The organism is Micromonospora sp. NPDC057141 (genome assembly GCF_042670805.1).
Lineage (GTDB): Bacteria > Actinomycetota > Actinomycetes > Mycobacteriales > Micromonosporaceae > Micromonospora.
The window spans coordinates 1-20,565 of the sequence record NZ_JBHUVA010000100.1 but is presented as its reverse complement, the minus strand read 5'-3'; the positions used below and the strand labels follow the sequence as shown (position 1 = coordinate 20,565).

The following is a 20,565-nucleotide window of genomic DNA, read 5'->3' as shown; positions in this document are numbered from 1 at the left end:
AAAGGCACAAAGCCAGTCAGGGTTAGAGTCACATCTACTGCCACCAGGCATCAGCCCATCACCTTCCGGGCCGACACGGCTAGCCTCACAGTCAGTGTTCCCGATAGCTGGCCAGGTCGAAGTCCGCGTGGCCGCCGTCGCCGCCGAGGTCCTGCACCCACAGCCCGAGCAGGGACCCGGTGAAGCCCCACGCCGCCGGCTCGCCATCGATGATCAGCGCGGCGTGCTCGTCGGACAGGATCGTCGCGTCCAGCTCCACCGGGAGCCGCCGCCAGCCGTCGCCGAGGTCGTACCAGAAGCGCACCACGGGCCCGTCGAACTCGGCCCGCAGGCCGATCGGGCCCGTTGCGGGGGCGTCGACGGTGAGTTCGGGGTACGGCGTGCGCCGCCCGCTGTCGGAGCTGAGCAGCTCCAGCACCCGCCGGCCGTCGTCGGCGCGGGTCAGGTAGAGGTGGTGCCAGTTGAGGGTGTTGTAGTAGGCGGTGACCCCGGCGAGCTGGTAGTGGTCGACCGGGTCGAACTCGACGACGGCCTCCAGGGAGCAGTGCGTGGCGCCGACGCGGCGCGCGACCAGGCTGGGCGCCTGTCGGCCCACCGGCGACTGTCCGCCGTGGATGCGCAGGTGCGACGGGCGGCTGCGCAGGTCGACCCAGTCGGTGCTGGCGGGCCGGCGCAGCGTCGACCAGGACGGGCCCAGCTCGGCGGCGTCGAAGTGGTCGGTGGCGGGCTCGGCCGGCCACGGATGAGCGGGCAGGCCGGGCGCGGCCACCTCTTCCGCCGGTACGCCGCCGGGGATGCCCGGCCAGCCGCCGGAGGGCCACTCGACCCGTTGGATGGCGGTCTCCCGGCCGAGCACGCAGTTGCCCAGCGGGGTGTAGGGGCGGCCGACCAGGTGCGCCAGGTACCACTCGCCGTGCGGGGTGCGCACCAGGCTGCCGTGGCCGGCCTTCTGCAGCGGCAGCTCGGGCCGGCCCACCGAGGTCAGCAGCGGCCCTGCCGGGTCCACCTCGTACGGCCCCAGCAGCTCGCGGGAGCGGGCCACGGTGACCTGGTGCTCCCAGCTCGTGCCCCCCTCGGCGGTGATCAGCCAGTACCAGCCGTCGTGGCGGTAGAGGTGCGGGCCCTCGGTGAGGCCGACCGAGGTGCCGGTGAACAGCAGCCGGGGGCGGCCGACGAGGCGGCGCTCGGCGCGGTCGTAGCGCTGGATCTCGATGCCGGCGAAGCGGTCGCGACCGGGCCGCCAGTCGGCGCGCATGCTCAGCATCCAGGTGGTGCCGTCGTCGTCGTGGAACAGCGACGCGTCGAAGCCGCGCCCGTGCAGCTGCACGGGATCCGACCAGGGGCCGGCGATGTCGGGCGCGGTGATGAGGTAGTTCTGCGGGTCCCAGTAGCCGCTGGCGAAGCTGGCGACGTCGCTGTAGACGAGGAAGAACTCGCCGTCGTGCCAGGTCAGGTCAGGCGCCCACACCCCGTTGGAGTCGCCGCAGCCCCGCAGGTCGAGCAGGCGACGCTCGGTGAGGATCCCGCCCAGCGGACGCCAGTGCACGAGGTCGCGGGAGTGGTGCACGCGGACCCCCGGATACCACTCGAAGGTCGAGGTGGCCAGGTAGTAGTCGTCGCCGACCCGCAGGATCGACGGGTCCGGGTGGAACCCGGGAAGGACGGGGTTGCGGATCGACCGGGTAGCGGTCGCCACGTCAGCGGTCTCGGTCGACACGTCGGCTCCTCTGGTGCGGCTCTCGGTAACTTCCGGATGCTCGGACCCGGATTATCGGTAGGTGCCGACCACGGTAGCCGTTCGCGTCGCGCTAGGACAGACCTCTTGACCCGGACAGAAGCGACGTCGTAGCGTGCCCGCCATCGATCGGTAATACCGGCGAAGCATTGGAAGTTCCGGAGATACACGTCGAGTCGTGCCGGCTCGATGCACACCCGAGCACCTCGTGAGTCCCGAAGGGATGGACCATGACAGCGCACCTCTCCCGCAGAACGCTGCTCGGCCTCGTCGGCGCCGGTGCCGGCGCCTACCTGCTCAGCGCCTGCAGCGACGACGACGGCGGGTCCGGCGACCCGGACGGGCCGCAGACCATCGACTGGTGGCACATCCAGAACACCGAGCCGATGCTGCCGGTGTGGGCGGCGGTGGCCCAGGAGTACAAGACCGCGCACCCCAACGTCACCGTGGAGATCCAGCCGTTGGAGAACGAGGCGTTCAAGGCCAAGCTGACCACCGCCACCCAGGCCGGTTCCCCGCCCGACCTGTTCCAGTCCTGGGGCGGCGGGGTGCTCCGGCAGCAGGCGGACGCCGGCCTGGTCAAGGACATCACCGACGACGTGAAGCCGTGGATCGGGGGCCTGTTGCCCCTCGCGCTGGAGCCCTACACGATCGACGGCAAGATCTACGGCGTGCCGTTCGACATCGGCATGGTGGGTTTCTGGTACAACAAGGACCTCTTCGCCAAGGCCCAGATCACCGAGCCGCCCACCACCTGGGCCGGGCTGCTGGACACCGTCCGCAAGCTCAAGGCCGCCGGCATCGTCCCGGTCGCGCTGGCCGGCAAGGAGAAGTGGCCCGCCCACTTCTACTGGGCCTACCTGTCCATGCGCATCGGCGGGCTCGGCGCCCTCCAGCAGGCCGCCAAGGACAAGAACTTCGACACCCCCGACTTCGTCGCCGCCGGCGACCGGCTCAAGGAACTGGTCGACCTCCAGCCGTTCCAGAAGGGCTTCCTCGGCGCCGAGTACGGCTCCCCGGACGGGCAGGCCGCGACCATGGGCAACGGCGGCGCCGCGCTGGAGCTGATGGGGCAGTGGGCCCCGTCGGTGCAGGCGTCCAGCTCCACCAGCAAGAAGGGCATCGGCGACAAGCTCGGCTTCTTCCCGTTCCCGGCCGTCGACGGCGGCAAGGGCGCGGCGACCGAGGTGTTCGGCGGCGGCAACGGCTTCGCCGTCGGCAAGGATGCCCCGGCCGCGACCCTCGACTTCCTCAAGACCCTGCTCAGCGCCGACAGTCAGCGCAGGTCCGCCAAGACGGGCGCGGTGCTGCCGACGGTCAAGGAGGCGACCGACGCGATCGAGGATCCCAACGGCAAGGTCGTCGCGCAGGCCCTGGCCAGCGCCACCGGCTTCCAGCTCTACCTCGACCAGGCGTACCCGCCCGCCGTCGGCCAGCAGGTCAACGACAGCGTCGCCGAACTGATCGCCGGCAACAAGACGTCCGCGCAGATCGTCAAGGACATCACCGCGGTGGCGAAGAGCCAGTAGCCGTGGCCCGACCCGTAGCCCGCTGCGAGAATCGAGTGGAGCACGTATGACCAGGCCATCGACCGTGTCGGACAGCAGGCGCGGCGACCCGGCGACCGACCCGCCGGGGCCGGGCACCGCGCGACGGCGCGGTCGACGGTCCCGGTCGGGCCGCCGCGGCATCCTCGCCGCCTTCCTGACCCCGGCCCTGGCGCTGTTCCTGCTGCTGGTCATCGCCCCCATCGCGGTGGCCAGCTACGCCAGCCTGTACAAGTGGAACGGCTTCAACCTGCCGGAGAACTTCGTCGGGTTGGACAACTACACCCGCGCCTTCGGCGACCCGACCTTCCGCGGTGACCTGTGGCGCGGGTTCGTGCTGATCGTGCTGTCGCTGACCGTCCAGCTGCCCGTCGCGCTGGGCCTGGCCATGCTGCTCAACCAGCCGCTGAAGGGGCGCAGCGTCTACCGGCTGGTCTTCTTCGCCCCGTACGTGCTCTCCGAGGTCACCACGGCCGTCCTGTTCAACCTGGTCTTCTCGCCGAACCGGGGACTGGGCGACTCGATCACCCGGTGGCTGGGCTCCGACGCCGGCACGATCTTCGCCGACCCGGACACCGTGCTGTTCGCCGTCTTCATGATCGTTTCGTGGAAGTACTTCGGCCTCTACATGATGCTCTTCCTGGCCGCCCGGCAGGGCATCCCGAAGGAGCTGCACGAGGCCGCCACCACCGACGGCGCCGGCCCCTGGCAGTCCTTCCGGCACATCACCCTGCCCCTGCTCGGGCCGACGATCCGGATCAGCATCTTCCTGTCCGTCATCGGCACCATCCAGCTGTTCGACATGGTGTGGGTGCTCACCGGCGGCGGCCCCATCCACGCCTCCGAGACCATGGCCGTGACGATGTTCCAGTTCGGCTTCCGCCGCTTCGAGGTCGGCTACGCCAGCGCCATCAGCATCATCATGTTCCTGCTGAGCCTCGTGTTCGCCCTCGTCTACCAGCGCGTCGTCATGCGCCGCGACACCGAGGGTGCCCTCACCAACCAGGGAGACCACCGATGACCAGCACGGCGAATCCCGCCCTGCGGGCCCGCCGCATTGTGCTGCACCTCGTCTGCATCGCCGTCGGCACGCTCATCGTCGTGCCGGTCTGGTTCGGGGTGCTCGGCGGGTTCAAGGACAACGGGCAACTGTCCACCAACCCCCTCGGCTGGCCCGACCCGTGGGTGCCGGGCAACTACACCGGCATCCTCGCCTCCGAGGTGTTCTGGCGGCAGCTCGGCAACAGCGTCCTCATCGCCGTCACCGGCACGTTCGTCATGGTCGCCGCGGCGGCGATGGCCGCGTTCGTCTTCGCGCGCTTCGCCTTCCGGGGGCGGGAGCTGCTGGCCACCCTGTTCGGCATCGGGCTGATGTTCCCGTTCGCGGTGGCCATCCTGCCGCTGTTCGTGCTGCTGCGCGGCATGGAGCTGCTGGACAACCCCCTCGGGGTGATCCTGCCCCAGGCCGCCTTCGGGCTGCCGATCACCATCATCATCCTGCGCCAGTTCTTCCGCACCATCCCCGGCGAGGTCGAGGAGGCCGCGATCCTCGACGGGTGCAGCCCGTTCGGGTTCTTCTGGCGGATCCTGCTGCCGATGGCCCGCCCCGCGCTGGCCACCGTGTCGGTGCTGGCGCTCGTGACCAGCTGGAACAACTTCATGCTCCCGCTGGTCGTGTTCACCGACCAGAGCTGGTGGACCCTGCCCGTCGGGGTCCAGGCGTTCCAGGGCCAGTATTCCGACGACACCGCCCGGGTGCTCGCCTACGTGGTGCTGTCCATGGTGCCGGCCCTCGCCTTCTACGCGGTGGCGGAACGCCAGCTCGTCGGTGGTCTGGCGGGCAGTGTCAAGGGGTGATCCCCTCCCGCTGCGATAGCCTTCTGCGACCGTAGGCAACAGCCAGGACGAAAGGGCGGACCGTGGGCTCCGACAGTAGCCGAAACGTCACCATCGCGATGATCGCGCGTCTGGCCGGCGTTTCCGTGCCCACGGTCTCCCGCGTCATCAACGGCCGCTCCGACGTCGCACCGCAGACCCGGGAGCGCGTCGAGGAACTGCTGACCCGGCACGGCTACCGCCGCCGCCCGCCGAGCCGACAGGTCAGCTCCGCTCTGGTCGACCTGGTCTTCAACGACCTGGACAGCCCCTGGGCGGTGGAGATCATCCGTGGGGTGGAGGACGTGGCGCACAGCAGCGGTGCAGGCACCGTCGTCTCGGCCATCCACCAGCGCACCTCCTCGGCCAAGCAGTGGCTCGACAACATGCGGACCCGCTCCACCGAGGGGGTGATCTTCGTGACCTCGATGGTGGCGCCGCCGTTGCAGGCCGAGCTGCGCCGGCTCAACCTGCCCGTGGTGATCGTCGACCCCGCCGGGGTCGCCCCGCAGGAGGCGCCCACCATCGGCGCCACCAACTGGGCGGGCAGCCTGGAGGCCAACCAGTACCTGCTCGGCCTCGGTCACCGCCGCATCGGCTTCATCGCCGGGCCGCCGCAGCTGATGTGCAGCCGGGCCCGCCTGGACGGCTACCGGGCGGCGCTCGACACCGTCGGCGTCGCCGTCGACGACGCCCTCATCCGGCCCGGCAACTTCTACCACGAGTCCGGCTACGCCGCCGGCACCCAGCTGCTCGCGCTGCCCGACCCGCCGACCGCGATCTTCGCCTCCAGCGACCAGATGGCGCTCGGGGTCTACGAGGCGGTCCGCAAGCGCGGCCTGCGGGTGCCCGACGACGTCAGCGTGGTGGGCTTCGACGACCTGCCCGAGGTGCGGTGGTGCTCCCCGCCGTTGACCACCGTCCGGCAGCCGCTCGCGGAGATGGGCATGCTGGCCGCGCGTACCGTGCTGCGACTGGCCCGGGGCGAGCGGATCGAGAGCCCGCGCGTGGAGCTCGCCACCGAACTCGTCGTGCGCGACAGCGTCGCGCCCCCGTCCCGTACGCGCTGACCGGGGGTGGGCCTGGTCGGCCCGCCCCCGGTCACCGTCGCCGGTCAGGAGGACGTGCAGGTGATGTTGGTGGGTGCCTGGGCGCTGCCGCTACTGGAGGCGATGAAGCCGGCCGTCGTCGAGCCGCCTGCGGCCAACTGGCCGTTGTAGGCGGCGTTGGTCACGGTCACCTGGCTGCCCTGCTGGCCGAACGTCGCGTTCCAGCCCTGCGACAGGGACTGCCCGGTGGGCAGCGAGAAGGTCACCCGCCAGCCGCTGATGGCGGCGCCCCCGGTGTTGGCGATGGTCAGCCGGCCCTCGTAGCCGCCGGACCAGGATCCGACCTGCGTGTACGTGACGCCGCACGACTGCCCGGCCGGCGGCGTGGTGGGCGGCGTGGCGGTGGGGGCCGGGGTGGTGGGGGCTGGGGTGGTGGGCGTGGGCGTCGGGTTGCCGGTGGTGCCGAACTGCCACCAGTTGACGTTGAACAGGTTGCCGCTGCCGCCGGTGAACCGCAGGTAGAGGTCCTGGGTGCCGGTCGCACCGGTCACCGGGCAGGAGACGGTCTGCCAGGTCTGCCAGCCGCCGGTGCCGGGGACGGCGCAGGCGCCCACCCGGGTGCCGGTGGGACTGCCCAGGCGCAGCTCGATCGTGCCGCCGCTGGCCGCCGAGGCCACCCGCGCGCTGAACGACGCCGCACCGGTGCCGAACGCGACGCCCTTGACCTTGATGTAGTCGCCGTTCTCGATCCAGCCGACGTTCATCCCGCCCTCGCTGGTGGCTTCGGTCTCGATGCCGGAGGACCAGGCGATCGTCTCGGCCTCCTGGCGGACGTACGGGTTGAGGGTGCCGATCTGGGGTGCGCCGGTGGTGGTCATGTTCATGGTCGGGATGGTGCCGTCGCTGTGGTAGGTGAACTTCTCCACGGCGACGGAGCGGGTGAAGCCGCCGCCGCCGGGCAGCGCCCCGTTGTGGTAGAAGAAGTACGACCCGCCGTTGAAGTCGATGACGCCGGGGTGGTTGGTGAAGCTGGCGCCCTGCCGGGGCATGACCGTTCCCCGATAGGTCCACGGGCCGGTGGGGCCGGGGGCCGTGGAGTAGCCGATGAACTCGGAGCAGCACTCGGCGGCGAACACGTTGTAGTACATGCCGTTGCGCTTGTAGACCCAGGGCCCCTCCTCGTAGAGGGTGGGGCGGCTGGTGTTGCCGGTGCGGGTGCCGAACCCGGCCGTGGTCAGCGGGATCTTCGTCGGGCTGCCCGAGTAGGAGATCATGTCCGCGTTGAGCTTGACGTACCACAGGTTGGGGTTGCCCCAGTACAGGTACGCCTGCCCGTCGTCGTCGATCATGACGTTCGGGTCGATCTCCCCGTTACCGACCAGGGGGCGGCCGATCGCGTCGCGGAACGGACCGGTGGGGCTGTCGGCCACGCCCACCCCGATCACCATGCCGCCGCCGCGCTGCTTCACCGGGACGTACCAGTAGAACTTGTTGTTGCGGGCGACGACGTGGCCGGCCCACGCGTCGGCCTCGGCCCAGGAGAAGGTGGCCAGGCTCATCGGGGAACCGTGGTCGGTCCAGTTCACCATGTCGGCGGAGGAGAACACCCGCCAGTCCTTCATCGTGAAGTACGTGGAGCCGTCCTCGTCGTGGCCGGTGTAGAGGTAGATCCGGCCGTTGTGCACCAGCGGAGCGGGGTCGGCGGTGTAGATGGTCTGCACGATCGGGTTGTCCGCCCGCGCCGGGGCGGCGAACAGCGTGGCGACGCAGAGCAGGGTCGCGACCCAGGCGACGCCGCGTCTGATTCTGGTGCCGGTCGGAGTTTTCACAGGTACCTCCCGAGGCGGGGACAGCGCACCTGGAACAGGTGTCTGCCCGGGGGTGGGTGCGTGAGCGAATGCGTGGGTCGACCGGTGCCCGCCCGGGGGTTCGGCGGCGTGGTCGGCCCTGGTGGGGCGTGCGACATCACGGGGTCGGAGCGGGCCTGGCGTCCACGTGGACGCCGGACGTGCCCGGCTCCCGGCTGTTGCTCCGGCTCTGCCGCCCACGGATCGGCGATCCCGGTGGCAGCGGCGGAGCGTGCCCTTCGCTCCTGAGAGGCAGGATACTTGTTACCGTTAACACGGACAAGACGGGGATCGATGTCCTGATGATCGATCGCGCCCGGCACCGGGGCCCGGGGCCCGAAGTGTTGCCGGGGTCTGCCATGCTCGGCACGATGACGACCGGCCGCCCCACCAGACGCCCGCGCCGCCGGGGTGCCCGCGCCGTCCTCGCGCTCGGGGCGGTCGCCGTGCTCGTCGCCGTCGCCGTGGTCGCCTGGCAGTTCCTGCGGCCACCGGGCCCGCGCCCGCTGTTCCAACTCCCCGTCGCCTGCGGCGAGACGTGGCAGCTCGGCACCTATCCGGGGCACGACGACTACGACGTCGACCTGTTCCCCAAGCGGGGCGAGGCATGGGGTCGGCCGGTGCTCGCCTCCTACGCCGGCACGGTGACGGTGGCGGGGATCAACGGGTCGCTGGGTGGTCGTACCCCCGAGAACCCGGACGGCCCGCGCGGCCGGGGCGGCGGGTACTGGGTGAAGATCGACCACGGCGGCCGGTGGGAGACGCAGTACCTGCACCTGCTCGAACCGCCGCTGGTCCGGGAGGGCCAGCGGGTCGCCCAGGGCGAGCAGATCGGGCGGGTCGGCAGCACCGGCAACTCCGGCGCGCCGCACCTGCACTACGAGCAGCGCCGGGGCTGGGAGAAGGTCGAGACCCACTTCGACGGCGAGCCGTCGGGGATCACCAACGACGACACCGAATACACGGTCACCCGGAAGAGCAACAACTGCGCGCCCGGGCAGCCGTAGCGTCGCCTGCTCACATCGACGCCCGAGGCCGACCACTGTGGACGCATCCGGCCGTCCACTCACCGTCCAGTTCGCGTCAACAGCCGCCTGACAGCGTCTACGGCACAGACGCGAAAGCGCGTCACGAGGCGAAGGGACGCGACTCAGGTGCGAAGAGGAACGAACTGGAGGCTGGCCGCGGCGGTCAGCCTGATCGTCGCCGCCGGATCTCTCACCGTTTCCGAGGCGGCGGTGGCCGCCCCCGTCATCCGGCTGGCCACGCTGGCGCCGGTGCAACCGGCGAACGTCGCCGGCTCGGTCGACTATCTGACCAGGACCTACGGCGTCAGCACCACGGAGGCGGTACGCCGGCTCGAACTGCAGCGGACCGCGGCCGCGTTGCAGGACGTGCTTGCCCGGGACCATGCCGACACCTTCGCGGGTTCCTGGATCGACCAGGACAACGGGGGCGTGCTGTTCGTCGCCAGCACCGCCGCCGGGAAACTGGCCCCCGCACTGGGCGCGATCCCGGACCGGCGGCACATCCGTGTCGTCGGGGTGCGGCACTCCCTCAAGGACCTTGAGGCCAGGGCCAGAGACGTCAGTGCCCGGCTGGGGCTCACGCCCGAGCAGGAGCCGGTGATCAACCCGCGGCACAACCGGGTGGAACTGCACCATCAGGCGGCGGCCGCCGTACGTGGCTCGGCCGGCCGGCTCGCGCTGGCCGACGACCTGGGCGTCACGGTGGTCGACTCGCCGACCCCCACCCCGCAGGCCTGCGCGATCCGTAACTGTGAGGCGCCGATACGCGGCGGACTGACGCTGGACATGTTCGACTACAACAAGAACCCGAAGTGGACCTGCACCAACGGCTTCAACGTGCACGGCTCGGACGGCTGGCAGTACACGGTCACGGCGGGGCACTGCAGCGAGGACGGGAAGGCCTACTACTCCAAGCACGCGGGCCTGTGGGTCGGCCGCTACAACTATCCGACCTACGTCGGCCAGGACTACCCCTACGACGGCATCATCATGCCGTACGTGGTGATGAACGGCTTCCAGTACGTCACGTACTGGGTGGTGAATCCCCGCAACACGGTGTTCAACTCGCGGGTGAGCGCGCAGTTCCCGATCTACGGGATGTACAGCTATTCCCAGATCGGGGTCGGCTGGGTGGCCTGCCACACCGGTCAGACGTCCAACAACACGAGGTGCGGCACGGTCCTCACGAAGGACGGCGGAATGATCACGGACATCTGCACGCAGGACGGGGACAGCGGCGGCCCGCTCTTCAGCGAGGTCGACCACATGGCCTACGGCATCCTGCACGGCGGCACCAACTCCAACGGCACCTGCACCACGCGGTCGTACTACTCGCCGCTGTCGAAGGTCTTCGACTCCGCACGCTCGTACTCCGGTATCACGTTCAACGTGAACTCGGCCGCCTGATCGACCGGCTCCGCCGACCGGCGGGAGGGTCGTAGCCAGCGCCTCCGCCTGGCTACGACCCTGCGGGTCGGCGGCCCGGCCTGGGTCAGCACCCGCCGGTGCGCCTCCCGCAGGTCCGGTCCCGGGTCGATGCCCAACTCGTCGGCGAGCCGCTCGCGGATCGAGCGGTACGCCGCCAGGGCCTCGGCCTGGCGGCCGGCGGCGGCGAGCGTCGTCACCAGGCCCGCCTGGACGCGCTCGTCGAGCGGGTCCAACTCTGCCGCGCGCCGCAGCGGCGCCAGCACCATCGACGGGCGGCGCAGCCGGACCGCGATCTCGGCGGCGTCGAGGACGGCGGCTGCGAACTCGCCGTCGAGGCGGGCGAACGTGGCCCGGGCCGCCGGCGTGCCGGACAGGCCGTCGCCGGCAGGGCCGTGGCCGAGCCGCAGCGCCGCGGTGTAGCGGCCGAGCGCCGCGTCGGGTTCGCCGCGTCGCGCGTACGCCTTCGCCTCGGCGACGATCCGCCGGAACAGCACGAGGTCGAGTGCGTCCGGCCCGGCGGCGAAGCGGTACCCGTGGCCGTGCCGGGTCAGGTACGCGCCCGGGGTGCGCGGCGGCAGGCCGGGTTCGAGCAGGCGGCGGAGTGCGCCGACGTATTTGTGGATGGTGTTCACCGCGCTCGGTGGCGCGTCCGGGCCCCAGAGCAGATCGATCAGCTCGTTGACGCTGACCGGGTGTCCTTCCCGCGCGAGCAGGAGCGCCAGCAGGCACTGTTGCTGGGGAGGCCCCGCGTCCGCCTCGGCACCGCCCCGCCGGACCCGTAGCGGGCCGAGGATCCGCAGGTGGATCGCCGGCCGGCACGGATCGACACTTTCCGAAACAGCCATGGGTACGACGATAGGTAGCGGGACGGGCGCTCAACGTACGTCGGATGACGTAATGACCCGGGCCAGTCCCGCGCGTGACCTGACATGGACCTTCGGATAGATCCGGTACAGGTGGGTGCTGACCGTCCGCGGTGACAGGAACAGTTGCGCGCCGATCTCGCGGTTGCTCAGCCCTTCCGCGGCCAGCCGGGCGATCTGCTGCTCCTGTGGGGTGAGGGCGGTCAGGGCGTCCAACGGTCTACGGCGCGTCTCACCCGTGGCCCGCAGTTCCGACCGGGCCCGGTCGGCCCACGGGGTGGCACCGAGCGCGTCGAAGGTGGCCGCGGCGGCCCGCAGCGGCGGCCGGCTTTCCGTGATCCGGTGGGAGCGCCGCAGCGATGTGCCGTGCGCGAGCTGTAGGCGGGCCCGGTCGAACGGCCAGCCGGTCAGGTCCTCGGCCAGTGCGGTCTGGTAGTCCCCGCTGAGCACCGCGCGGGCATAGCCGAGGCCGACCCGCAACGAGGGCGAGCCGCTTCGGGCGGCGATGGGCTCCAGGTCGGCGACCACGGGGCGCAGCTCGTCCTGGAAGCCGCCGAGCAGGGCCGCCTCGGCCAGGTGCCCGAGCACGAGCAGCCGGTGGTGGGGGAAGTAGGCGCTGTCCGCCGGGTCGAAGACCCGCATGAGTTGCCGGAACGCGTCATCCGCGTGGCCGTCGGCGAGCGCGGCGACGCCCCGGATGCGCTGCACGAGGGCCAGCATCGGCAGTCGCCGGGCGGCGGAGAGACGCTGCTCGGCGGCCTCGGCCCGGCGGTGGGCGGCGGCGACGTCGCCACGCAGCGCCTCGACCAGGCCCAGGGTGAGTCCGCCGCCCAGCGCCCACATCGGCAGCCCGGTCTCCTCCGCCAGGGAGATGCACTCGGCGGCCAGCGGCAGGGCGGCCCGGGTGTCGCCCAGGGCCGCGTACGCCGACGCGGCTGCGTTGAGCGCCTGGGAGAGGACACCGATCCGGCCCTGTGCGCGCAGGTCGGCCGCGGCGGACAGCGCGAGCGTCCCGGCGAGGTCGAACGCGCCGATGGCCCAGGCGGCGATCGACAGGTCGCTGCGCAGCGTCGGTGGCAGGTCCACCCGGTGCACCAGGTGCTCCAGCCGCCGCAGCGCGGCGGCACCGTGCTCGACCGGTGCGACCAGCAGGAGGATTCCGGCCAGTCGCGGGTCGTCGTCGGCGGAGCCGAGCGCGAGCGTGACCTCGGTGAACCGGTCGCGGATGTGGGCCGGCAGGTTGGAGTAGTAGACGCGGAGCGCGAGGTCGTTCATCGCCTGGAGGGCGAGGTCGGGGTCGCCGTCGCGGCGCATCGCGTCGATCAGGTCGGCGTAGGTCAGCATCCGCTCGGGACCGGACCAGGCGACCGAAAGGTACGTCTCGCGCATCCAGGTCAGCCGAGCGCGGTCGGCCGGCCGCAGGGCGTTCTCGTCGACCTCGTGGATCAGTCGCCGCACGGTGTGCGGGTCGCCCTGCTCGTGTGCCAGGAGACAGCTCCGGACCTGCCGGCTGCCGCGCGCAGCCGGGTCCTGGCTGAGCTGGACGGCCCGGCTGATCGCGGCCAGCGCGAGCGGCGCCTGACGCTGCGCGGCGGCGCTGGCCACGTCGGTGAGTTCCCGGGCCAGCGCCTCGTCCGGTCCCGACGCGGCCGAGGCCCGGTGCCAGATCTGGCGGTCCGGGGCGGCGGACAGCACCTCGGCCAGCGCCGCGTGCACGCGGCGGCGGTCGGCGGGCGCGGCCTGCTGACGCAGCGCCGAGCGGAGCAGCGGGTGCCGGAACCGCACCTCGTACCGCTCGTCGACGGCGACCAGGCGGGCCGTCACGGCCGGCTGGATCGCCTCCGTGGGGACGTCGGCGTCGACCAGGATCGCGGCGGCCGCCAGGATCTCGTCCAGGCTTGTGCCGTCGTTCAGCGCCGCGATCAGCAGCAGACTCCGGGTCGACGGTGGCAGGTCGGCGACCAGGCCGGCGAAGGTCCGTTCCACCCGCGTACTCAGCGGCAGCGACGACGGCAACAGCGCGGAACCGCCGAGCCGCGCGACCGAGGCCCCGAGTTCCACGACGCCCAGGGGGTTTCCGGCGGCCTCGTCCAGCACCAAGGCGCGCAGCCGCTGGGTCAACCGGGGCGCGGTCCGCTCCAGCAGCCTGCCGGCGTCTGCCGGGTGCAGCGGTTCCAGCCGCAGTTCGGGTAGCCCGGCCCTGGCGAGCCGCCGGTCGATGTCCTCGCCGTCGCGCGCCGCCATGACCACGGCGATCGGGTCCGACCCGACCCGCCGGCAGAGGAACGTCAGAGTCTCCCAGGTCGCGGCGTCCAGCCAGTGCGCGTCGTCGACCGCGAGCAATGCGGGCTGCTCCGGTTCGCCGAGCAGGTGCAACACCTCAACGGCCCGGCGGTACGGCGAATCCGCCGCCATCGGAGCGGGACGCAGCGGACGGAGCAGCCGGTCGAGCCCGGCGTACGGAATCTGCCCCTCCGCCTGCACACCGGTCACGCTCAGTACGCGCGTCCCGCGCTCGTGCCCGGCCCGGACCAGGTGCTCCAGCAGTGCCGACTTGCCGATCCCGGCCTCGCCCCGCAACACCAGCGCGCCGCCCCGCCCTTCGACCGCGTGGGTGAGCAGATCCCTGAGCATGCTGATCTGGTCGTCCCGCCCGACGAGCTCGGCCATGTCCCCCCATCCTGCACCGCCACGGCTGTGGCCTCACCCGCCGTCGACCCGGGGCCGCCGGTGGTCGGTCAGCCGGAACCCGACCCCCCGTACCGCGACGACGGTGACGCCGGTGCCGAGCTGGTCGAGCTTGCGGCGCAGCCGCTTCACCAGGGACTGCACGTCGGCCGTACGCTGCCGCTCCTCGTCGTGCCAGACCGTCCGGTGCAGCTCCGCGTAGCTCCAGACCCGGACCGGTTCGCTGGTCAGGTGGGCCAGCAGGTCGCGTTCGAGCCGGGTGAGGAAGACCTCGCGCTCCCCGCAGCGGGCGGTCGAACGGGCCGAGTCGATCCGCAGCGTGTCGTCCGGACCCGCATCGGCGGCCGGTTGCCCGGTGGCCTCCCGCGTGGACGGCACCGCGATCAGCCGGCGCAACTCGTCGAGGTCGGCCACCAGCAGCAGGGGCGCGATGCCGTCGAGGCGCTCGGCGAGCCGGATCCGTTCGGCTGCCGACGGCGTCACCGCGATCACCAGCGGGATCGTCGGCCCCGCCTCGTCGAGGGGGCCCGGCGACGCGCTGTCGTCGCCGCCGCTCACCGCGTCCGCCAGGACGCGACCGGTGGCCCCTGCCCGACTCTGTCAGCGCCGTGACAACGACTGTCAGGCGCCGCCGCCGGGCGAGCGGCTCTTAGCGACGAGTTGCTCACGTAGCGTGCTTGATCCTTCATCTTTGTCGATCATAGTTGCCCCACAGGCGGCCGGCGTGACCCGCACGGCGCCTGGGGGCCTGGGGGCTGCACGTACCGGTGCGTCCAGAGGGGAGACTCGGTCGTTGTACCCCTGTCACGGCTCGACCAACCGCGGGTCGTTCTGCAGGAGGCCCACCGATGCTGAGACGTCCACACCCCAGGGGCCTGGCCAGGCGCCTGGTGAGCGCCGGGGCGGCGCTCGCCCTCGCGGCGACGGCCCTGGCCACGACCGGTTCCGGGGCGCAGGCCGCGCCGGGCGGGACGCCCGCGCCCGCGGACAAGATCCGGCCCGAGCTGGTCGAGCGGCTCCAGACCAAGACCGAGAGCGACTTCTGGATCCACTTCGGTGCCCGGGCGGACCTGAGCAGGGCCGGCGCGATCACCGACTGGACGAAGCGGGGCGCCGCCGTGGCGGACGCGCTGCGCCGCACCGCCGCCGAGAGCCAGGTCAAGGTGCGCGCCGAGCTCGACGGGGCGGGCGCGAAGTACCAGAGCTTCTGGGCGACCAACGCCATCAAGGTCAGCAGCGGCTCCCTGGCGCTGGCGCAGAGCCTCGCCGCGCACGCCGAGGTCGACGGCGTCCACGCGCCGGTCGCCTACCAGCCGCCCGAGGTCACGAAGGGCACCGACGAGAAGGCGGCCAACGCCCTGGAGTGGGGCATCGCCAACATCAACGCCGACGACGTCTGGTCGCGCTACGGCGTCACCGGCGCCGGCATCACGGTGGCGAGCATCGACTCGGGCGTGCAGTTCGACCACCCGGCGCTGGTGAAGTCCTACCGGGGCAACAACGGCGACGGCACCTTCGACCACAACTACAACTGGTTCGACGCCGCCGGCGACTGCGCCGCCGCGCCCTGCGACGGCGACGGCCACGGCACCCACACGATGGGCACGATGGCCGGCGCCGACGGCGCCAACCAGATCGGCGTCGCGCCCGGCGTCCGGTGGATCGCGGCCAACGGCTGCTGCCCGACCGACGCCGCGCTGATCGCCTCCGGCCAGTGGATGCTCGAGCCTACCGACCTCGCCGGCGAGCACCCCGACGCCGGCAGGCGGCCCCACGTCATCAACAACTCGTGGGGCACCCGGACGCCCTCCAACGACCCGTTCATGGAGGACGTCACGCTGGCCTGGGCCGCGTCGGGCATCTTCGGCGCCTGGTCCAACGGCAACAGCGGCCCGTCCTGCCAGACCAGCGGCTCACCGGGCAGCCGGTCCAGCAACTACTCCACCGGCGCGTACGACGTCAACAACACCATCGCCAGCTTCTCCGCCCGGGGCGCCGGCCAGGGCGGCGCCGTCAAGCCCGACATCTCCGCGCCCGGCGTGAACGTCCGCTCCAGCATCCCCGGGGGCGGCTACGGCAGCCTCAGCGGCACGTCCATGGCCTCGCCGCACCTCGCGGGCACGGTCGCGCTGCTGTGGTCGGCGGCGCCCGCGCTGGTCGGCGACGTCGCGGCCACCCGCGCCCTGCTGGACGACTCGGCGATCGACACCGCCGATGCCCAGTGCGGCGGCACGGCCGACGACAACAACGTGTACGGCGAGGGCCGCCTCGACGCCCTCGCGCTGCTCGACGCCGCCCCGATCGGGGAGACCGGCACCCTCGCGGGCACGGTCACCGACGCGGCCACCGGCGACCCGGTCCCCGGCGCCACGGTGGCCCTCACCGGCCCGGCCGCCCGGCAGCTCACCACCGGCGCCGACGGCACGTACTCGTCGCTGCTGCCCGCCGGCGACTACCAGGTCACCGTGACCGCGTTCGGCTACGCCGCCCGGTCCCTGCCCGCCACGGTCCGCGCCGCCGCGACCACGACGCTCGACGTCGCCCTGACGGCGGTGCCGTCGGTCACCGTCAGCGGCTCGGTCACCGACGGCTCCGGCCACGGCTGGCCGCTGTACGCGAAGGTCAGCGTCGAGGGCCTGCCGGTGTCCGACTACACCACGCCCGGCAACGGCCGATACAGCCTCACCCTGCCCTCCTCGGCGACGTACAAGCTGAAGGTGGAGCCGCAGTACCCGGGCTACCCGACCGTGACCCACGACGTCGTGGTCGGCTCCGGCAACAAGACCCAGAACGTCGCCGTCGCCGTGGACCCGGCCGCCTGCACCGCCGCGCCCGGCTACGGGTACGGCTCCGACGGGGTCTACGAGACCTTCGACGGCGACCGCGCCCCGGCCGGCTGGTCGGTCGTGGACGACGCCGGCACCGGCCAGGGGTGGCGGTTCACCGACGCGGGTGACCGGGGCAACCTCACCGGCGGCACCGGCGGCTTCGCGATCGTCGACAGCGACGACTACGGCAGCGGCGGGAAGCAGGACACCTCGCTGGTCAGCCCGGTCGTCGACCTGACCGCCGTCGCCGCGCCGGTGATCCGGTTCAACCAGGACCTCAACTGGGTCAGCGCCGAGCGTGCCGACGTCGACCTCAGCGTCGACGGCGGCGAGACCTGGACCAACGTGCTGCGCCAGGCGGCGGACGTGCGCGGGCCCAAGGTGACCGAGATCGCGATTCCGCAGGCCGCGGGCGAGTCCCGGGTCCAGGTCCGGTTCCACTACTACGACGCCACCTGGGAGTGGTGGTGGCAGGTCGACAACGTGCTGATCGGCAGCGAGGTCACCTGCGCGCCGACCGACGGCGGCCTGGTGCTCGGCCACGTCCGCGACGCCAACGACAACGGGTACGTCAACGGCGCGACCGTCACCAGCGACGACCGGCCGGCGCAGACGACCACCACGGTGGCCACCCCCGACGACACCGAGCTGCCCGACGGCTTCTACTGGCTGTTCTCCTCGCTGACCGGCGCGCACCGGTTCACCGCCAAGGCCGGCGGCTATGTCAGCCAGGGCAAGAAGGTCACCGTCGAGGCAGACTGGGCCACCGCCGCGACGTTCAAGCTCGCTGCGGGTCGGCTGACGGTGCAGCCGGCGGCGGTCAGCGGCACGGTGCGGATGCCCACCGGCACCGTCGCCAAGACCTTCACGGTGACCAACACGGGCGGGGCCCCCGTCGACGTCCGCTTCGGTGAGCGCAACGGCGGGTTCGAGCTGCTGCGGGCCGACGGTTCCCGGCTCACCCAGCGGCAGATCCTGGCCGCCGACGGGGCCCCGGAGCAGCGGCTCACCGCCGCCACGTCGCTGGCCGCGCGGGCGTCCGGCAAGGCCGCCGCGGCGGCCCCCGCCCCGGCCGGCCCGCAGGCCGCGCCCTGGGCGGACGTCACCGACTTCCCGGCCACCGTGATGGACAACCGGGTGGTCAGCCTGGACGGCAAGGTGTATTCGATCGCCGGCGGCAACGGCACGGCGTCGTCGGCGAAGAACTACGCCTACGACCCGATCGCCCAGACCTGGACGGCGATCGCCGACCTGCCCGGCGCGCGCAACGCCGTCACGGCCGGCGTCGTCGACGGGAAGATCATCGTGACCGGCGGCTGGGGGGCGTCCGGCCCGGACGCCGCCACCTGGTCGTACGACCCGGCAGCCAACACCTGGACGAAGAAGGCGGACAACCCCGCGCCCCGGTCCGCCGCCGGACAGGCCGTCGCCGACGGCAAGCTGTACGCGGTCGCGGGCTGCACGACGGCGAACTGCACGCCGATGTCGAACGACGTCGTCCGGTACGACCCGGCCAGCGACACGTGGGAGACGCTGCCCGACTACCCGAAGGCGGTGGCGTTCCTGTCCTGCGGCGGCATCGACGGTGTCGTCTACTGCACCGGCGGCAACGACGGGTCCGTCGCGCAGAAGGCCGGCTACGCCTTCGACCCGGCCACCAACACCTGGACCGCGATCGCCGACGCGCCGGCCGACAACTGGGCCAGCTCGTTCGCCGTGGCCAACGGCAAGCTGCTGGTCGTCGGCGGCTCGCAGGGCGGGGCGATCACCAACGCCGGCTTCGCCTACGAGCCGGCGAGCAACTCGTGGTCGGCCCTGCCGAACGCCAACACCGCCCGGTACCGGGGCGGCGCGGCGTGCGGCTTCTACAAGGTCGGCGGCTCCTCGGGCGGCTTCACCGCGACGGCCGACAGCGAGGCACTGCCCGGCTTCGGCGAGTGCGCCGAGGCTGCCGCGGACGTCAGCTGGCTGACGATCGACAAGACCGCGGCCACGCTGGCGCCGGGCGAGAAGGTCACGGTCACCGTCGGGATCGCGGCCACCGTCGACCAGCCGGGCACGTACACGGCGTCGGTGGTGATCACCGAGAACACCCCGTACGCGGTCGCGCCGGTGCCGGTCACGATGACCGCGCAGCCGCCGAAGACCTGGGGCAAGCTGCTGGGCACGGTGACCGGGACGAGCTGCCAGGGCGTCGGTGCGCCGATCGCCGGGGCGGTGGTCCAGGTCGACTCGTGGGCGATGTCGTGGACGTTCGCCACCGATGCCCAGGGCCGGTACGCCTACTGGCTGGACAAGCGGAACAATCCGCTGACGATGATCGTCGCCAAGGACGACTGGAAGCCGCAGACCCGGCAGACGAAGATCAACACCAGTACGCCCACCGTGGAGAACTTCGCGTTGGCGCCGATCCGCTGCTGACCGTCGACAGCTGACGGGACAGCCCCGGCCCGCCCGGTCGCACGACCGGGCGGGCCACGGGTGTCCTCGGGGCGGCCCGGCCGGCCGGGTGCCGGAGGGGTCAGGCCACCGCCAGCCGGAAGCCGACCCCCCGGACCGCGTCGATCGTCGCCGGTACGCCCAGCCGGGCCAGCTTGCGCCGCACCCTGCGCACCACCGAGTGCAGGTCGGAGCCGCGGCCCAGGCGTTCGGTGCCCCAGACCTCGCGGTGCAGCCGCCGGTGGGTCCAGGTGTGCCCGGGCGTGCCCACCAGGCAGCGCAGCAGGTCGTGCTCCAGTGGGGTCAGGCCGATCTCGCGGTTGCGCCAGCGCAGCACCCGGCGATCGGAGTCGATGCTCAGCGCGGTCGCCGCTGGCGCGTCGGCGGCGACCACCATCCGGGGGGCCGCCGCCTCGGCGGGCGGGGCTGGCGGGGCGGAGGGCTCGCAGGGAACGCCGAGGAACCGCCGCGCCTGGTCGACGCTGGAGACGATCAGGACGGCCGCGGACCCGCCGAACAACTCGGCGAGGCGCCGGCGGTGCGCCGCCGAGGAAGCGATGCCGATGGCCAGGGAGGGTCTCCCGTTCATCCTCCGCCCTCCCGGTCCATCCGTTCGCGGGGTGGCGTTGACAGAATAATGTGCGTCGATGCCTGCGGCAACGTCCTCTCCCGACGGTGGCCGCCGGCCGGGGACGGGCATGGCAGGATGTCGGCGTGCCCGAGGCCCGGAAACCACCGGTCGCGTTCGAGACGACCTGCGTCGTCGCGGCGCCGCCGGACGAGGTGTACCACCACCTGTCCGACCCGTTCAGCTACGTCGGCCTGTCGCCGCTGATCGTGGCGGTCCGCGACGTGCGGACGAGCCACGACGTGCATGGCCGCGCCGTGGCCCACTACGTCGCCGTCGAGCGCTTCCGGCTGGTCGGGCCGGTGCGCTGGGACAACCCGATCCGGGTACGGATGGTGGCGACGCGGCCGGGCGAGCAACTGGTCAGCGAGGTGCACAGCCCCGGCTGGGTGTCGCTGCGGGCGGTGGTGGACCTGGCCGCCGTGGCGGGCGGCACCCGGGTCCGGGAGCAGGTGACCGCCGCTGCGCCGGTGCCGCTGCGGCGGTTCGTGGCGGCGAAGGCGCGCGAGGTCGCCGCGTATCGGGCGGCGGAGCTGACCCGCCGCATGGCGACCGGGTGGCCCACGGGCGGACCCGCGCCGTCGTCGCGGACCCGCGACGCTGCGGGTCC

General features: G+C 72.3%; 14 protein-coding genes. 8 read left to right on the top strand and 6 right to left on the bottom strand.

From position 1 onward, the window contains the following. Positions 1 to 91 precede the first annotated feature (91 nt). A complete protein-coding gene (locus tag ACFT41_RS29445; protein ID WP_377588835.1) occupies positions 92 to 1,717 on the bottom strand; it encodes a glycoside hydrolase family 43 protein in 1,626 nt (541 codons plus the stop codon). Positions 1,718 to 1,965: 248 nt separating this feature from the next. Here ACFT41_RS29445 and ACFT41_RS29440 point away from each other — a divergent pair, with 248 nt between their 5' ends. The 4 genes from ACFT41_RS29440 (at position 1,966) to ACFT41_RS29425 (ending at position 6,227) form a co-directional block, all read left to right on the top strand. Then, positions 1,966 to 3,264 carry an extracellular solute-binding protein gene (locus ACFT41_RS29440; RefSeq protein ID WP_377588836.1) on the top strand — a complete coding sequence of 433 codons (1,299 nt, stop codon included), beginning with the start codon at positions 1,966 to 1,968 and terminating at the stop codon, positions 3,262 to 3,264. Between the two features lie 46 nt (positions 3,265 to 3,310). Then, entirely contained in the window at positions 3,311 to 4,303 is a 993-nt protein-coding gene (locus ACFT41_RS29435) for a carbohydrate ABC transporter permease (protein WP_377588837.1), read from the top strand. Continuing rightward, entirely contained in the window at positions 4,300 to 5,139 is an 840-nt protein-coding gene (locus tag ACFT41_RS29430; RefSeq protein WP_377588838.1) for a carbohydrate ABC transporter permease, read from the top strand. Before ACFT41_RS29435 ends, ACFT41_RS29430 begins: the two co-directional genes overlap by 4 nt. 98 nt (positions 5,140 to 5,237) lie before the next feature. Beyond that, on the top strand, positions 5,238 to 6,227 hold the full coding sequence (locus ACFT41_RS29425; RefSeq protein WP_377588839.1) for a LacI family DNA-binding transcriptional regulator: 990 nt from the start codon (positions 5,238 to 5,240) through the stop codon (positions 6,225 to 6,227). A gap of 44 nt (positions 6,228 to 6,271) precedes the next feature. On the opposite strand, the gene ACFT41_RS29420 is transcribed toward ACFT41_RS29425, so the two are convergent. Then, positions 6,272 to 7,963, bottom strand: a complete 1,692-nt coding sequence (locus tag ACFT41_RS29420) for a family 43 glycosylhydrolase (RefSeq protein ID WP_377588848.1) — start codon at positions 7,961 to 7,963, stop codon at positions 6,272 to 6,274. A gap of 461 nt (positions 7,964 to 8,424) precedes the next feature. Between ACFT41_RS29420 and ACFT41_RS29415 the strand changes: the two genes are divergently transcribed. Next, positions 8,425 to 9,060 (top strand): M23 family metallopeptidase, encoded by a 636-nt coding sequence (locus tag ACFT41_RS29415; protein ID WP_377588840.1) that lies wholly within the window; start codon positions 8,425 to 8,427, stop codon positions 9,058 to 9,060. Between the two features lie 147 nt (positions 9,061 to 9,207). Next, positions 9,208 to 10,488 carry a S1 family peptidase gene (locus ACFT41_RS29410; RefSeq protein WP_377588841.1) on the top strand — a complete coding sequence of 427 codons (1,281 nt, stop codon included), beginning with the start codon at positions 9,208 to 9,210 and terminating at the stop codon, positions 10,486 to 10,488. On the opposite strand, the gene ACFT41_RS29405 is transcribed toward ACFT41_RS29410, so the two are convergent. Genes ACFT41_RS29405 through ACFT41_RS29395 form a run of 3 tightly spaced genes read right to left on the bottom strand, consistent with a single transcriptional unit; the run spans position 10,410 to position 14,618 of the window. Then, positions 10,410 to 11,354 carry a BTAD domain-containing putative transcriptional regulator gene (locus ACFT41_RS29405; RefSeq protein ID WP_377588842.1) on the bottom strand — a complete coding sequence of 315 codons (945 nt, stop codon included), beginning with the start codon at positions 11,352 to 11,354 and terminating at the stop codon, positions 10,410 to 10,412. The two genes, ACFT41_RS29410 and ACFT41_RS29405, sit on opposite strands and share 79 nt — an antisense overlap. Before the next feature lie 30 nt (positions 11,355 to 11,384). Then, entirely contained in the window at positions 11,385 to 14,042 is a 2,658-nt protein-coding gene (locus tag ACFT41_RS29400; RefSeq protein WP_377588843.1) for a helix-turn-helix transcriptional regulator, read from the bottom strand. A gap of 33 nt (positions 14,043 to 14,075) precedes the next feature. After that, positions 14,076 to 14,618: a winged helix-turn-helix domain-containing protein gene (locus tag ACFT41_RS29395; protein ID WP_377588844.1), complete on the bottom strand. Its 543-nt coding sequence runs from the start codon at positions 14,616 to 14,618 to the stop codon at positions 14,076 to 14,078. Between the two features lie 290 nt (positions 14,619 to 14,908). On the opposite strand from ACFT41_RS29395, the gene ACFT41_RS29390 reads away from it, so the two are divergent. Continuing rightward, the gene (locus tag ACFT41_RS29390; protein ID WP_377614056.1) at positions 14,909 to 19,309 is read left to right on the top strand and encodes a S8 family serine peptidase; all 4,401 of its coding nucleotides are present in this window, start codon (positions 14,909 to 14,911) and stop codon (positions 19,307 to 19,309) included. Positions 19,310 to 19,409: 100 nt separating this feature from the next. Here the strand turns inward: ACFT41_RS29390 and ACFT41_RS29385 are convergent, their stop codons facing one another. Further along, positions 19,410 to 19,916 carry a winged helix-turn-helix domain-containing protein gene (locus tag ACFT41_RS29385; protein WP_377588846.1) on the bottom strand — a complete coding sequence of 169 codons (507 nt, stop codon included), beginning with the start codon at positions 19,914 to 19,916 and terminating at the stop codon, positions 19,410 to 19,412. Between the two features lie 125 nt (positions 19,917 to 20,041). Between ACFT41_RS29385 and ACFT41_RS29380 the strand changes: the two genes are divergently transcribed. After that, the coding region (locus ACFT41_RS29380) for an SRPBCC family protein (RefSeq protein WP_377614055.1) at positions 20,042 to 20,565 on the top strand (524 nt) is incomplete at its 3' end.

Coding starts and splice junctions, on each gene's coding strand:
- ACFT41_RS29440 (WP_377588836.1), top strand. CDS start 1,966: ATGACAGCGCACCTCTCCCGCAGAACGCTGCTCGGCCTCGTCGGCGCC.
- ACFT41_RS29435 (WP_377588837.1), top strand. CDS start 3,311: ATGACCAGGCCATCGACCGTGTCGGACAGCAGGCGCGGCGACCCGGCG.
- ACFT41_RS29430 (WP_377588838.1), top strand. CDS start 4,300: ATGACCAGCACGGCGAATCCCGCCCTGCGGGCCCGCCGCATTGTGCTG.
- ACFT41_RS29425 (WP_377588839.1), top strand. CDS start 5,238: ATGATCGCGCGTCTGGCCGGCGTTTCCGTGCCCACGGTCTCCCGCGTC.
- ACFT41_RS29415 (WP_377588840.1), top strand. CDS start 8,425: ATGACGACCGGCCGCCCCACCAGACGCCCGCGCCGCCGGGGTGCCCGC.
- ACFT41_RS29405 (WP_377588842.1), bottom strand. CDS start 11,354: ATGGCTGTTTCGGAAAGTGTCGATCCGTGCCGGCCGGCGATCCACCTG.
- ACFT41_RS29400 (WP_377588843.1), bottom strand. CDS start 14,042: ATGGCCGAGCTCGTCGGGCGGGACGACCAGATCAGCATGCTCAGGGAT.
- ACFT41_RS29390 (WP_377614056.1), top strand. CDS start 14,909: ATGCTGAGACGTCCACACCCCAGGGGCCTGGCCAGGCGCCTGGTGAGC.
- ACFT41_RS29385 (WP_377588846.1), bottom strand. CDS start 19,916: ATGAACGGGAGACCCTCCCTGGCCATCGGCATCGCTTCCTCGGCGGCG.